Annotated in this window: 14 protein-coding genes; 9 read left to right on the plus strand and 5 right to left on the minus strand. The window is 68.2% G+C overall.

Annotated features, from left to right (window positions below; all coding sequences use genetic code 11):
- Positions 1-530 precede the first annotated feature (530 nt).
- A complete protein-coding gene (locus PUT80_RS35080) occupies positions 531-1,295 on the minus strand; it encodes a glucose 1-dehydrogenase (RefSeq protein WP_275294716.1) in 765 nt (254 codons plus the stop codon).
- A 127-nt stretch (positions 1,296-1,422) separates the two neighbouring features.
- Here PUT80_RS35080 and PUT80_RS35085 point away from each other — a divergent pair, with 127 nt between their 5' ends.
- Genes PUT80_RS35085 through PUT80_RS35095 form a run of 3 tightly spaced genes read left to right on the plus strand, consistent with a single transcriptional unit; the run spans position 1,423 to position 4,227 of the window.
- Positions 1,423-2,625, plus strand: a complete 1,203-nt coding sequence (locus PUT80_RS35085; protein WP_275294717.1) for an acyl-CoA dehydrogenase family protein — start codon at positions 1,423-1,425, stop codon at positions 2,623-2,625.
- Complete coding sequence (locus PUT80_RS35090; protein ID WP_275294718.1) at positions 2,618-3,640, plus strand: phosphotransferase family protein; 1,023 nt, start codon at positions 2,618-2,620, stop codon at positions 3,638-3,640. Before PUT80_RS35085 ends, PUT80_RS35090 begins: the two co-directional genes overlap by 8 nt.
- The gene (locus PUT80_RS35095) at positions 3,637-4,227 is read left to right on the plus strand and encodes a TetR/AcrR family transcriptional regulator (RefSeq protein ID WP_037814086.1); all 591 of its coding nucleotides are present in this window, start codon (positions 3,637-3,639) and stop codon (positions 4,225-4,227) included. Before PUT80_RS35090 ends, PUT80_RS35095 begins: the two co-directional genes overlap by 4 nt.
- Positions 4,228-4,252: 25 nt before the next feature.
- Here the strand turns inward: PUT80_RS35095 and PUT80_RS35100 are convergent, their stop codons facing one another.
- On the minus strand, positions 4,253-4,747 hold the full coding sequence (locus tag PUT80_RS35100) for a hypothetical protein (RefSeq protein ID WP_275294719.1): 495 nt from the start codon (positions 4,745-4,747) through the stop codon (positions 4,253-4,255).
- A 290-nt stretch (positions 4,748-5,037) separates the two neighbouring features.
- On the opposite strand from PUT80_RS35100, the gene PUT80_RS35105 reads away from it, so the two are divergent.
- The 3 genes from PUT80_RS35105 to PUT80_RS35115 are packed head-to-tail and all read left to right on the plus strand — an operon-like array spanning position 5,038 to position 7,716.
- Positions 5,038-5,262, plus strand: coding sequence for a DUF3311 domain-containing protein (locus PUT80_RS35105; RefSeq protein WP_037814089.1), 225 nt, complete (start codon positions 5,038-5,040; stop codon positions 5,260-5,262).
- A complete protein-coding gene (locus PUT80_RS35110; protein WP_275294720.1) occupies positions 5,259-6,728 on the plus strand; it encodes a sodium:solute symporter family protein in 1,470 nt (489 codons plus the stop codon). Before PUT80_RS35105 ends, PUT80_RS35110 begins: the two co-directional genes overlap by 4 nt.
- Before the next feature lie 19 nt (positions 6,729-6,747).
- A complete protein-coding gene (locus tag PUT80_RS35115) occupies positions 6,748-7,716 on the plus strand; it encodes an ornithine cyclodeaminase family protein (protein ID WP_275294721.1) in 969 nt (322 codons plus the stop codon).
- Between the two features lie 96 nt (positions 7,717-7,812).
- Here PUT80_RS35115 and PUT80_RS35120 read toward each other — a convergent pair whose 3' ends face one another.
- Both PUT80_RS35120 and PUT80_RS35125 read right to left on the minus strand, forming a co-directional pair.
- Positions 7,813-9,102: an exonuclease domain-containing protein gene (locus tag PUT80_RS35120; RefSeq protein WP_275294722.1), complete on the minus strand. Its 1,290-nt coding sequence runs from the start codon at positions 9,100-9,102 to the stop codon at positions 7,813-7,815.
- Positions 9,099-9,806: a DUF6218 family protein gene (locus PUT80_RS35125; protein ID WP_037814094.1), complete on the minus strand. Its 708-nt coding sequence runs from the start codon at positions 9,804-9,806 to the stop codon at positions 9,099-9,101. The genes PUT80_RS35120 and PUT80_RS35125 overlap by 4 nt, the downstream gene beginning before the upstream one ends.
- A gap of 198 nt (positions 9,807-10,004) precedes the next feature.
- Here PUT80_RS35125 and PUT80_RS35130 point away from each other — a divergent pair, with 198 nt between their 5' ends.
- On the plus strand, positions 10,005-10,619 hold the full coding sequence (locus PUT80_RS35130; RefSeq protein ID WP_037814096.1) for a DUF4291 domain-containing protein: 615 nt from the start codon (positions 10,005-10,007) through the stop codon (positions 10,617-10,619).
- Positions 10,616-11,191, plus strand: a complete 576-nt coding sequence (locus tag PUT80_RS35135) for a hypothetical protein (RefSeq protein WP_275294723.1) — start codon at positions 10,616-10,618, stop codon at positions 11,189-11,191. The genes PUT80_RS35130 and PUT80_RS35135 overlap by 4 nt, the downstream gene beginning before the upstream one ends.
- Here the strand turns inward: PUT80_RS35135 and PUT80_RS35140 are convergent.
- Complete coding sequence (locus PUT80_RS35140; RefSeq protein ID WP_275294724.1) at positions 11,173-11,790, minus strand: TetR/AcrR family transcriptional regulator; 618 nt, start codon at positions 11,788-11,790, stop codon at positions 11,173-11,175. The genes PUT80_RS35135 and PUT80_RS35140 overlap by 19 nt on opposite strands.
- A 105-nt stretch (positions 11,791-11,895) precedes the next feature.
- On the opposite strand from PUT80_RS35140, the gene PUT80_RS35145 reads away from it, so the two are divergent.
- Entirely contained in the window at positions 11,896-13,095 is a 1,200-nt protein-coding gene (locus PUT80_RS35145; protein WP_275294725.1) for a CoA transferase, read from the plus strand.
- Positions 13,096-13,110: the final 15 nt, after the last annotated feature.

Below are 13,110 nucleotides of genomic sequence, written 5' to 3' on the forward strand. Positions count from 1 at the left end.
CTCACCGCCGCAGGCGGAGGCGGCGAGCAAGCCGATCGTGGCGACGGCAGCGGTGGCGAGTCGGACGGTGCGGTGCGGCATCTGGTGCTCAGACTCCCTTTGCCTGCTGGTTCAACGTGTCGCGGTTATCTTGCCCCACCCAGCTTCAGTGCTGCGCGGTCGCGATCCGGGCTTCTCGACGATGAGGAAGCCTCCGTGATCACCATCGAGATTGTGCCCGCCCTTCACACAAGGCACGTCCTGCCACGCCGATATCGTCGAGACCCGCCCGAGGCTGATGAGGCCGGCGGCGGTGAAGGCGCTCTGTCCGCATGCGCCGAACCTCGAAGAGCCAATTCACGGCTGACTAGCCCGCGGGCGGAGGGCCCGGACCGCCGCATCGGGCTTGGCGCGCCATCTCCGCAGGCACTTCGGCCACCGGCGAGGTCCGTCCACAGTAGACGGACGTACCCCGCGGTCAGCCGCCCTGGAACACCCGCAGTCGAGCGCTGCGTCCAGTACGCACGCCGCCTGGACGTCCTGCGACGCGGTCAGTGCATGGACATTCCGCCGTCGACCGCGAGTGTCGTGCCGGTGACGTAGCCGGACGCCGGTGACGCGAGGAAAAGCATCGCCGCGTCCAGTTCGTGTTGTTCTCCCATCCGGGCGAGCGGGCTCGTGGAGCGAATGAACTCCGTCAGCCCCTCGCTCGGCACTTCCGCGGTCATCTCGCTCTGGAAGTAGCCCGGCGCGAGCGCGTTGACGCGAATTCCCTTGCGGCCGGACCACTGCTGGGCCAGGTCGCGGGTCAGGCCGATGAGCCCGGCCTTGCTCGCGGCGTACGCGGCTTGCGGGACATAGGATTTGATCAGCCCCAGCACGCTGGCGACGTTCACGATGCTCGACCCCGGTCCCATCGCGCGGCCGCACGCCTGGGCCATCCAGTAGGCGCCGTTCAGGTTGACGTCGATGACCTTGCGGAACTCGTCCGGTTCTTCGCGCAGCGCGGGTACCGCGGTGCCGATGCCCGCGTTGTTGACCAGCACATCGACTTGCCCGAACTCGGCCAGTGCGGCCTCCACGAGCCGGTCGCACTGACGCGGGTCGCGCACGTCGGTCGCCACGGCCAGCGCTCGCCTGCCCCGTTCGGCCACCGCGGAGCGCGTCCGGTCGAGGAGTTCGGTCCGGCGCGCGGCGAGTACCAGGTCCGCCCCCGCGTCGGCCAGCGCGAGCGCGAATCCGGCGCCCAGCCCGGAACTCGCCCCGGTCACCACCGCGACTTTGCCGTCCAGCCGGAACAGGTCCAGTACCGACATCACGCCACTCTCCTTCGCCTTCCTCGCGACGGGCGCCGCGAGCGGCTAATGTACGTTAGCCTTACACTGACGGACAACCAACGCCCTTGATCTCGCTCAGCTAACCTCAATTAGCCAGGAGGACCGCATGGCCGTCGATTTCGCGCAGGACCCCGAGGTGCTCGCTCTGGCGGACCGGACCAGGCAACTGGTCAAGGACACCGTCCTGGACGCGGAGAAAGCGTCCAGCGGCGTCCTGACCGGCGACGAGGGCGAAGCCGTGCGCGGCAAGCTGCAACAGGCCGCCAAGGACGCCGGCGTCTTCGCGCCGCACGTGAGCGCCGAGTACGGCGGCCACGGGCTGGACATGCGCGGTCGGGCCCCGGTGTTCGAGGAAGCCGGTTACTCCCTGCTCGGGCCGCTGGCGCTCAACATCGCCGCGCCGGACGAGGGCAACATGCACATGCTGGAGCGGATCGCCTCTCCGGAGCAGCGGGAGCGGTACCTCCGCCCGCTGGCGACCGGCGCGGTCCGGTCGTGTTTCGCGATGACCGAACCGGTGCCGGGAGCGGGCGCGGATCCTGCCGCGCTGACCACCCACGCGGCGCAGGCGGCGGGCGGCTGGGTCCTCAACGGCCGCAAGTGGTTCATCACCGGCGCAGACGGTGCCGCGTACGCGATCTGCATGGCCCGGACGTCCGGCGCGCCCGGCGATCGCGGCGGCGCGACGATGTTCTTCGTCGACGCGGACAACCCCGGCATGCGAATGGTGCGCCACATCGAGACTCTCGACGAATCGCTGTACGGCGGGCATTGCGAACTCGTCTTCGACGACTGCTTCGTACCGGACGACGCCGTGCTCGGCGAGGTCGACCGGGGCTTCGAGTACGCGCAGGTGCGCCTCGGCCCGGCCCGGCTCACGCACTGCATGCGGTGGCTCGGGATCGCCCGCCGGGCACAGGACATCGCACTGGAGCGCGCCAACGAACGGCGGCTGTTCGGTTCCCGGCTGGCGGAACTGGGCATGGCGCAGCAGATGATCGCCGACAACGAGATCGACATCGCCGCGGCCCGCGCGCTGATCCTGCGCGCGTGCTGGGAAATCGACCTGGACCAGCCGTCGGCGCAATCGGTCTCGATCGCCAAGACGTTCACCGCCGAGGCGGTGTACCGGACGGTCGACCGCGCGCTGCAGCTCTGCGGTTCGCTGGGCGTTTCCGGCGATGTGCCGCTGTCCCGGTTCTTGCGGGAGGTCCGGCCGTTCCGGATCTACGACGGCCCGTCCGAGACGCACCGCTGGGCGATCGCCAAGCGCGCGGCCAAGCAGGCGAGGACGGCCGCGGATGCCTGATTCGCCCGTCGGCCTCGACGTACCCGCGCTCGAGGCATACCTGCGACGCACAGTCCCCGGCTTCACTAGCCCGGTGGAAGCGGAACTGCTGTCCGGCGGCCGTTCCAACCTCACGTATCTGCTGCGCACGGACGGCGTGCGGTGGGTACTGCGACGGCCCCCGTTGGGCGGCTTGACGCCGTCCGCGCACGACATGGGTCGCGAGTACCGGGTCGTCGACGCCCTGCAGAACACCGCCGTCCCCGTCGCCCGGACGGTTGCCCTGTGCGAAGATCCAGCGGTGCTTGGTACGCCGTTCTCCATCGTGTCGCATGTGGACGGTCCGGTACTGCGCGCCGCGGCCGACCTGAACCCGCTCAGCGACGCCGAACTCGCCGATATCGCGGAGACGCTGATGACGACCATGGCCCGGCTGCACGCCGTGTCCTACGCCGAGGTCGGCCTGAGCGGGCTGGGCAGGCCAGCCGGGTATCTCCGCCGCCAGGTCGACCGCTGGGCCGACCAGTGGCGACGGGTCGCGACCCGAGAACTCGACGACCTTCAGACACTGCACGCCCGCCTCTCCGCCGCGGTGCCCGCCGAGTCCGGCGCCGCCATCGTCCACGGCGACTTCCGCATCGACAACGCCATCCTCGGCACCGGCCGCCCGGCCGAGGTACGGGCAGTCGTCGACTGGGAAATGGCCACGCTCGGCGACCCGCTAGCCGACCTGGCGCTGAGCCTCGTCTACCGCGATCCGGCGTTCGCCCCGGTCCTGCCGGGCGGTGCCGCGTCCACCGACGACCGCCTGCCGTCCTGGGAAACCCAGGCGCAGTTCTACGCACGCGAATCCGGCCGTGATCTGTCCGATCTGGACTTCCACCTGGCGCTCGGATACTTCAAGATCGCGGTGATCGCCGAAGGAATCCACGCCCGGCACCTGGCCGGCCAGACCGTCGGCGACGGGTTCGACACCGTCGGACAAGCCGTCCCCGAACTGGTCGCGGCGGGCCTGCGCGCCTTCCCGGCAGCATGAGCTCCGAAGAGCGGATCGACCAGATCCGGGACGCGGCACTCGCCCTGTTCGCCGAGCGCGGTTACCTCGCGACGACAATGGCCGACATCGGATCCGCCGTCGGGATCCGCGGCCCCAGCATCTACAAGCACGTGCCCTCGAAACAGCATCTGCTGGCCGAAATCATGACCGCCACGATGCGCGACCTGCAGACCGGCTTCGACCAGGCAACCGCAAGCACCGACGACGTAGTAGACCGCTTCCGCCGCGCGGTCGACGCCCACGTGCGCTTCCACGCCCGGCGACGGCTCGAAGCCTTTGTGGGAACGCGAGAAATCCGTAACCTGGAACCGGAACCGCATGACCAGGTGGTGGCACAGCGAACCCGCTACGAGAACGGATTCCGCGAACTGATCGAAGAAGGCGCCGCGGCTGGGGTGTTCCACACTCGCTCGCCGAAGCTGGCGTCTTACGCGGTTCTCGACATGGGCATGGGCATTTCCGTCTGGTACCGGGAGGACGGCGACCTCGCGGAGGACGCGCTGGCGTACGCGTACGACGACCACGCACTGCGTCTCGTCGGCTACCGCCAGGCTGCGGGAGACTGACGCATCAGCGCGATCGGCACTGGTCTCAACTGCTCAATTCCTTCGATCGAGCCAGTGCCGTCCGTCTGATTCGTTTCGTGCGCCCCGAGGAAGCCAGGTACTCGAGCACTTGCTGCCGAGAGGAAGAGGTCGCGGCCCGCAGTTGCAGCCACGGCGACCAGCGTTCCATCGAAGCTGGCTCCACCTGATCACCAGGCCGTGAAACGAGTGCATCGAGCACCGACAGGTCCGCCATGCGCGCTCTTACGAACTCTTGTGAATTACCAACAGGAAGCGTGCTTGCCACCATCTCGCGAAGCGGCTCGGGAAGCTCCTCGATGCACTTCAAGGCAACCGAAACAGCGATTGCCTCGTCTGGCTCATGGCCTAGCGCTGAGATCAGTTGGTCGGCTCTGCCAGGAATCCGCAGGGCGGCGGAATATACGCGCCAGCGAGCATGGCCGCTTTCGAACGAGTCCCCCTCCAGCCCGGTCTCGTGCGCCAGCTTTCGCAGATCGCGCACGAAATCTTCTTCGAGCATCAGGAGCCTTCCGGAGGGCTGGGACGACGAGGGACCATACGCTCGCGGCAGCATTTCGGGGAATCGCAATATTCGGACGACCGCCGGAGTCAGAAGACCCGCGACGCTCAGCCAGGCCTACCATCTGGCACTGAGATCTGGCTCACAACTGGACCTGTCGCTGGACCTCGCCGCCCTCTTACCGTAGTTCTGGTATACCAAATTGCCTCCGGGACACCGCATCCGGAGCCGGGCAACCGACCCGGCCGCTGTCGTCCCGGCGGGTGCCGTCCCAGGCTTCAGGAGGTCTCATGCTCGGAAGTCGCTGGTCTCTCGTGATCGCTCTAGGCCTGCCCGGGCTGGCGATCTTCGTCGGCGTGCCGCTCTGCAGTCAGAGCACCGCCACCGTGTTCGGCATACCACTGGTGTTCGCGTGGCTGTTCGCTTGGCTGCCGCTGACGACGCTCTGCCTGTGGGCGTCGTGGCGGTTCTTCGATCGTGCGCAGTACCGGCGAGTGGAAGGCGGAGAAGAATGATCGCAGCGGTATTCGCCGTCGTCATGGCGTTGTCGATCGGGGTGGCGCTGGCCGCTCGCCGCGGCGGGACCGGCAAGGGCGCAGTCGCCACGCTGGTCGCCGGGAGGGCGTTGCCGAGCCGGTTGATCTTTTTCCTCGCTGTGGGCGAGATCTACAGCATCGGCACCATGCTCGGCTTCCCGGGCGGCATCTATGCCAAAGGTGCCTCCTACGGGATCTGGTTCATCGGCTACATCCTGGCGGGCTACGTCCTCGGCTACTTCCTCGCGCCGCTCGTGTGGCGCGCGGGCAAGGCGTACGACGCGGTCACCGTCGCCGACGTCATGTACGGCCATTACCGCAACCGGCTGCTGGAACGGCTCACCGCGGTCTCGTTCGTGCTGGCACTGGTGCCGTGGGCGATTTTCCAGTTCATCGGGCTGCAGACGGTACTCACCGGACTGGGCATCCCGGTCACCCGCCTGGAGGCGATCGTCGGAGCGGGGGTCATCGCGTTCGTCTACGTCGCCGCGTCGGGCATGCGCTCGACCGCGTTCGTCGCGATCGTCAAAGACGTGTTCATGCTGCTGGGCATCATGCTCGCCGGCATCGCGGCGGTGATCGCGGCGAAGGGCGTGCCCGGAGTTTTCGCCGTGGTCGAAACGGCGCCGCGGCTGGCCACCGTCGGCGGCGCCGGGCTGGTCTTCGCGATGACCACGATTCTCATGCAGTCCTTGCAGTTCTACCTGACGCTGCCCGCGCAGTTCCTGTTCTCCGCGCGGTCCGAGGCCGGGGTGAAGAAGTCCGTGATCTGGATGCCGTTGTACATGCTGATGTACCCGTTGCTGGTCTTCGCCGCCTATTACGGCCTGCAGACCAGGCCCGGCCTGCACAACGCCGATTCGGTCTTTCTCGAGGTGACCCGCGAACTCGCGCCGGACTGGATCGTGGGCCTCGTCGCGGCGGGAGCCGGGCTGGCCGGGGTGCTGGTGCTGGCGGGCAACGCGCTGATGTTCAGCGGCGTGCTCACCCGCAACATCCTGCCGAAGCGCTCGCAAGCGGCCGCGCAGGGCAGGCTCAAGCCGATCATGGCGGCATTCCTGGTCGGCACGGCGGCGCTGACGACGTTCGCGTCCTCGATCATGCTGACGTTCCTCAACCTGGCGCTGTCGCTGACCGCGCAACTGGTGCCGGCCTGGCTCGGCGTGCTGTTCTTCCGCAAGCTGCGCGCGGTCCCGCTGGCTGTCGGGCTGATCGCGGGCTGCGTCACCGTGGCGTTCTTGTACTTCAGCAAGGCTCCGGTCGGCGGAGTCGTCAACAGCGGACTGATCGCGGCCGCGGTGAACGCGGCGGTCGCGGCTGGTTTGTCCGCCCTGTATGCGGGCAAACCGGTCGACCACGAGACCCCGATCGTCCGCCGGGCACGCGAAATCCTTTCGCCGGCGAGGAAAACAGTCCAGCCGGTTCCGGCGAACGGCGAACGGTGAGGCAGACATGGTTCGCATCGTGACGCGTTCGGATGTCGAGGCAGTCCTCGACCTGCGCGAGGTGATCGACGCCGTCGAGGACGCGCACCGCCAGCTCGTGCTCGGCGGAGCCACCCAGCCCGGCCGCTCGTGCGCGCCGATCCCCGGCAACGACGGGCTTCTCGTCCCGATGACGGCCACAGTGGACGGCGCCGGGGGCGTCAAACTGCTGGCCGACCTGCCAGGAAATCCGGCGGCAGGCAGGCCGCGCCAGCAGTCGACGATCACCCTGCTCGACAGCGCGACCGGCCGCGCCGAAGCCCTGCTGGACGGTGCGGTCATCACCCGCTACCGCACCGCGGCGGCTTCAGCAGTATCGACCAGAGCACTGTCCAATCCGGACAGCTCAGTGCTCGGCTTGATCGGGGCGGGCGCGCTGGCACGAGCGCACTTGGCGGCCATCTCCTGCGTCCGTCCGATCAGGACAGTGGTGGTCTGGAGCCGCAATCCCGCGACCGCGCAGGCGTTCCGGGACGAGACAGCCGGTTCCGGGTGCGAAATCCGCGTGGCGGACACCCCTGCCGAAGCAGTTCAGGCCGCCGACGTGGTGTGCACGCTCACCCCGTCAGTGGACCCGATCGTGCACGGAACCTGGCTGCGCGCGGGCCAGCATCTGAACGTGGTCGGCGCGCCGCCCCGCCCCCGCCACCGCGAAATCGACGCGGAATGCCTGCGGCGCGCCCGCGTCGTCGTGGACAGCAGGCATACCGCGTTGACCGAGTCGGGTGCCACGCTCACCGCGCTGCACGAGGGCGTCATCAGCAAGGAGCACCTGGCGACTGAACTGGGCGAAGTGCTGGCAGGAGTCTGTCCCGGGCGCACTAGGGAAAGTGAGATCACCCTGTTCAACTCGGTAGGGGTGGCGGTCCAGGACATCGCTACAGCGGCGTTGGTGCTGCGGCGAGTCGTGAGCAAAGGGCTCGGCGTCGAAATCGCGCTGGACCGATGACGGGGCAGTGCGGCAACACAACTTCGCTGTCCACGACGATGATCCTTCGGCGGAACGCAGCTTGCGCCTGGGTCGCCCGGGCGCAAGACCTTCGCCTCAGCGGTCGAGCAGATCGTCAATCGTCACGACCGGTGCTGAAACCGGCTCCGCCAACCGGTCGAGGACTGTCAGGAACGCCTCTTCCGACACCACCGGAACGCCGAGTTCACGCGCCTTGCGTGCCTTGCCCGACAGCGAGTCCGGGTCCGCCGCCACCACCACGCGAGTCTGCCGGCTGACGCTCCCGATTACTCTCACGCCTGCGGCTGCCGCCTGCGCGATGATCTCTTCGCGACCCCGCGCCATGCTCCCGGTCAACACCACCTTGTCTCCTGGTCTCAGCGCCAGCCCGCCGAGTCTGCCGCCGGAGGGCGCGGCGGAAGAGGCCGCAGCGCGTTCCTCGTCCAGGATTTGGTCCACCACCACGTGATCGAGCGCGAGAAGCGTCGCGACGGTGAGCAGGTCGTGTCGCTCCTCGTCGGTGACCACCTCGTCGGCCCATGCTTCCCGGGCAAGATCGCGCATATAGCTCAAATGCAGTGCGACCAATTCGTTGCGGCCCAGGCCGAGATCGTGCGCGAGGTCGACGAGCATGTCCCCCTCTGTCGAGGAGATGTCCCGGTCGAGCAGCGCCGCGTCGAGCATGGCCAGATACGCGTCGGCGACAGGTTCCTCGTCGCGCGGCATCCGCTCTACCAGCCGTGCGAGAAAATGCGGTTCCACGTGTCCTGGTTCGCTGCGCCTCACCGCAGCCGCGGTGCCAACCGGAATCCGCGGCCAGTCCCAGAACGCGGCGCCCACCTGCGCTTCGGTGAGCGTCACCGCGTCCGGCGCACAGCGGATGAAGTACCCGAGCAGTTCGGCCGCTGCCAGTGCGTCGTCACGCGCGCTGTGCCAGGAACGTTCGGGCACGCCTGCCGCCGCGCAGCAGTCGGCCAGAGAGCGCCGAGAACCCAGGCGGATCCGGCCGGCCGCGCGCATTGTGCACAGGCCCGACGAGGATTCGAACGGCGTCTCGATGCCGAGGCGTTCGAACTCGGACCGAAGGTGCCTGGCGTCGAACGACCAGTTGTGCGCGACCGCGACTCGTCCGCGCAACCGCGCTACGAGATCGCCGGCCACCTCGCCGAACAACGGGGCGCGCCGCGCGTCGACGGCGCGGATGCCATGCACGTTCTGCGGGCCCAGATCACGCTCCGGATTGACCAAGGTCGACCATTCGCCGGTGATCGTGCCGTCCGGGCTGACGTGGACGACTGCGATCTCCGCGATCCGGTGCTGCCATCCGCCGGTGAGGATTCCGGTGGTCTCGGTGTCGATGACGGCGTAACCGTGTACGGCCTTCACAGCGGCAGCCTCGTCGCACTCGCGACCTGCACCGCGCTCAGCCAGCTCGGCGGCAAGGGTTCCACCTCGCCGTGCGCCTCCCGCACATAGCGACGGCGGTTCTTCGCCTTCTCAGTCTCAGCCCACACCGACACCACCCACCTCAACGTCCGCGCGATCGTCAGCGCCTCCGACACGACAGGGTTCCCCTCCGCGGTGCGCACCCCGGCAATCCGCCGCAGCTCCTCGAAGCTGCCGACCTCAACGCCGTCCGACAGTTCATGCACCCACTCCAGATCGGTAATCGCCTTGTTCCGCGCGCGTTCCTCTTCGACGGTGTCCGCGTACCTCCGCCGACGCTCGACGATCTCCCCGAACGCTTCGACCGGCGAGAATTCCTGGCGTTTCCACCAGCCGTTCCGCTCCGGAAGATCCGCCGTCGCGGTCAACTGCTCCAACCAGCCCGGCACTGTCTCCGGATACACGTCGGCGACAGCGCGGCGTTCGAGGAACGACAGAACGCGCCGTGCCGCCGAGCGAGCACCGAACACCTCCGAGACCGGCGAGACCCAGGCTCCCGTCAGCGCACCCACCGCGCTGACGTGCCACACGGCGAGCGACTCCACGCCGTTGTCTCCCCCGCCAATCGCGAGCACCGCAGTTCCGGGAACTTGGAACGCCGCAGCATCACTCGCCGCGACTTCGTCAGTCACCGCGTCCGTCATCGAACCTCCTCTTCCGACAACAACAGGTCGTCGCTGTGGCGAATCCGTTACACGGAGGAGTTCGCACGAGAGTCGAAATGCAAGCGACACAATCGTTGCGAGCAGGCACAATCAGCCTCACTTGACGACCACGGAGGCAAGCACGTGTCCGGCCAGCTCATTCCCGACCGCTCACCCACGAAACATGACGCGCCAAGCATGCCTCGCCGTGACGTGCGGGCCAGTTTCACTGACCACACCATCACCGTCTATCAGGCGTACTCACCGCAAATCGCCGACGCGGCAGTTGAAGCGCAGACGTTCGTGGCGCCGTTCAAGCGCGAGCGGATGACCTGGATCAAGCCTTCGTTCCTGTGGATGATGTACCGGGCCGGGTGGGCGGCCAAACCGGGGCAGGAACGGATCCTGGAAATCCAGCTCACCCGGGACGGCTTCGAATGGGCGCTCGCGCACGCTGCCCTCAGCAGCTACGAATCCGGGACCTACGCGAGCCAGCAGCAGTGGGCTGAGCGCAAAAATGCCAGTCCGGTGCGGATTCAGTGGGATCCGGACCGATCGGTGACACTCGCTCCGCTCAACCGGCGCGCCATCCAGATCGGACTGTCCGGCGAGGCTGTCGACCGCTATCTCGACCAGTGGATCACCAAGATCACGGACATCACCCCGTTCGCGGAGCGGGTCCACCGCCAGGTCAGCGATGGCCGTCTCGACGCCGCTCGGGAGGAACTGCCGGTCGAGCGGGTTTATCCCGTGCCCGCGCCGATTCTCGGCCTGATCGGGGCCAGCGAGCCTCAAGTCGACGAGCCCGCGTGAAGCTGTCCGCGTTGTGGCGGGAGCAGTGGCCCCAGTGCCGTCCGCTGGCCGACGGCCTGAAGCACGCCTACCCCGACCGATGGGTGCGTTTTCACAGCCTGCCTGAATCCCAGCGCTATCCCGGCACCGACGCCGAGTACGCAATCGTGCTCGACCGCTACAACACGGTTCTGGACGAATTGTTCGGCGGGCAGGAGGTCTGGATCGTCACCGCCGACTGGTCAGGGTCGCCTGAGCCCCCGGCATTGTCCGAGCGACACGCGCTCTGGAATCCGGGTGCCCAGCATTGGGCGACTGTGCGCGCGAACGAGAGCGAAACCGACCCGGAATTCATCGTCTACACCCATCTCTACGCGGGCCGCCGACGTTGGCGTACGGGGCTGGTGGACCTCCTGCTCCGCGCCGTTGCCGACGAGGTCGCCGCCCACGTGATGATCGCCAGCCTGTCGTTTGACCGCGTGCACCATCCGTACGACGGAGGTGCCGACATCCTGCTGCCCACGACCGGCGAACGCGACGAGCTGAAACGCCGGCACGCCGGCTGGCTTTCCGCTCACCCCTCCGGTTTCTGAGCGGCCAGCGCCGCCACCATCTGGTCGTAGACCCGGGCTGCCCGGGCGTCGAGTTCCTCCGGCGGCACATCGAGGTCCCGGGCGAACGCCGTGCGGAAGATGCAGTAGCCGAAGTAGGCGGCGGCAGTCATGGCGTGCATGACTTCTCCGTCGGCGTCGGCGGGGAGGCTGCCGTCGCTCTTGTCTCGTTCCAGGGCGCGGCGGGTGAGGTCCAGCGCCGGGAACGGGGTGAGTTCGGGGTCCTCGTCGAGGGCGAGCAGCGCTTCGAGTTTGACCAGGTCCGGCTGCCGGAGCGCCCAGTGCCACATCGCTCGCCGTCGTTCAGCGAAGGGCTGTTCCCAGTGTGTGCTCGGGTCAAGGCGGTCTTGTTCGAGCATCTGGGCGATCGCCGCGCGCAACAGTGCCTGGCGGCTGCCGAAGTACACGTAGATCTGCCCGTGGTTGACGCCCGCCTCCTTGGCGACCTCGCGGAGGTTGATTCCCGCGAGCACGCCGTCGCGGCGAAGGAGTCGCAGGGCGGCGGCGAGCAGATCGGCCTTGGTCTCCTCGCGGCTGCGCCGCCGGCGTCGGGTTGGTGCGGTGCTCGGCTGCTCGGTCACGCCGTCCCCTCATAAGTTACTCGTCAGTACGCCTTGTTGTGCTTCGGGCCACTCTATACGGTTCGTTACCAACGTTTCGTTATTAACACTTCGTTGGGAGTTGTGGTGGAAGCAGAGCTGCCGTTGCGGGGCGTGCGGGTGCTGGACGTGGCGACGGTGCTGGCCGCGCCGGTGACGGCCACGTTCCTCGGCGATTTCGGCGCCGAGGTGGTGAAGGTGGAGGAACCGGGCCGCGGCGATTTCACTCGCGGCCGGGCCGCCGAGCGGGGCGGCCGGTCGTTGCAGTGGCTGCAGGAGGGCCGCAACAAGAAGTCGGTCACGGTGGATCTGCGCCAGCCCGCCGGACAGGACCTCGTGCGCCGGATGGTGCCGCACTTCGACGTCGTGATCACCAATTACCGCCCGCCGACGCTGGAGAAGTGGGGCCTCGACCCGGAAACGCTGCAGGCGCTCAATCCCCGCGCGGTGCTGGTGTACCTGACCGGCTACGGCTTGTCCGGCCCCTACCGCGACCGGGGTGCGTTCGACCGGATCGCCAGCGCCTTCGCCGGGTTGACCGACGTCAGCGGCGAACCCGGACGGGCTCCGGTCCGGTCCGGCTACGCGGTGATCGACTACATGGGCGCGTACCTTTCCGCTTTCGCGACGATGGTCGCCTTGTACGAGCGGGACGTCAACGGAGGCAACGGCCAGGTCGTGGATCTGGGCCTGTACGAGGCCGGGTTCCGCGCGGTCGAGGACGCGCTGCTCGACTTCTCGGCGAACGGCCGGGTGCGCCGCCGCATGGGCAACCGCAATCCGCACGTGGTGCCCGCCAGCGATTTCGACACCGCCGACGGACGGCGGATTTCCGTCCACGCCGGCACCGACCCGTTGTTCCGCCGGCTCGCCGCGGTGATCGGCCGGCCGGAACTGGCCGCCGATCCGCGGTTCGCCACCCGCGCCGCTCGCACCGAGCACGCCGACGAGCTGTACGCGATCATCGCCGGCTGGGTCGCCGAGCAGCCGGCGGACGAGGCGACGCGGGTGTTCAACGACGCGGGCATCCCGTCCTCGCCGATCATGACGATCGCCGACATCGCCGAGGACGTCCACTACCGCGAGCGCGGCACCATCGTCGACGTCGAGGACCCGGAGCACGGCACCGTTTCCATGGCCGCGCCGATCCCCCGGCTCAGCGCCACCCCGGGACGCATCAGCTCGCTCGGGCCCAGTCTCGGCGCGCACACCGACGACGTTCTCCGCCAGCTGCTCGACCTGCGCGACGACGACCTCGCGACCCTCCGCCGCGACGGCGTCATCTGATTCCGGCAAAGGAGC

This window comes from Amycolatopsis sp. La24, from assembly GCF_029087445.1.
In the GTDB taxonomy this organism is placed as follows: domain Bacteria; phylum Actinomycetota; class Actinomycetes; order Mycobacteriales; family Pseudonocardiaceae; genus Amycolatopsis; species Amycolatopsis nivea.

What these genes read in the sequence shown, in the direction of transcription:
- PUT80_RS35080 (WP_275294716.1), bottom strand. Translation starts at nt 1,295, where the DNA reads ATGTCGGTACTGGACCTGTTCCGGCTGGACGGCAAAGTCGCGGTGGTG.
- PUT80_RS35085 (WP_275294717.1), top strand. Translation starts at nt 1,423, where the DNA reads ATGGCCGTCGATTTCGCGCAGGACCCCGAGGTGCTCGCTCTGGCGGAC.
- PUT80_RS35090 (WP_275294718.1), top strand. Translation starts at nt 2,618, where the DNA reads ATGCCTGATTCGCCCGTCGGCCTCGACGTACCCGCGCTCGAGGCATAC.
- PUT80_RS35095 (WP_037814086.1), top strand. Translation starts at nt 3,637, where the DNA reads ATGAGCTCCGAAGAGCGGATCGACCAGATCCGGGACGCGGCACTCGCC.
- PUT80_RS35100 (WP_275294719.1), bottom strand. Translation starts at nt 4,747, where the DNA reads ATGCTCGAAGAAGATTTCGTGCGCGATCTGCGAAAGCTGGCGCACGAG.
- PUT80_RS35105 (WP_037814089.1), top strand. Translation starts at nt 5,038, where the DNA reads ATGCTCGGAAGTCGCTGGTCTCTCGTGATCGCTCTAGGCCTGCCCGGG.
- PUT80_RS35110 (WP_275294720.1), top strand. Translation starts at nt 5,259, where the DNA reads ATGATCGCAGCGGTATTCGCCGTCGTCATGGCGTTGTCGATCGGGGTG.
- PUT80_RS35125 (WP_037814094.1), bottom strand. Translation starts at nt 9,806, where the DNA reads ATGACGGACGCGGTGACTGACGAAGTCGCGGCGAGTGATGCTGCGGCG.
- PUT80_RS35130 (WP_037814096.1), top strand. Translation starts at nt 10,005, where the DNA reads ATGCCTCGCCGTGACGTGCGGGCCAGTTTCACTGACCACACCATCACC.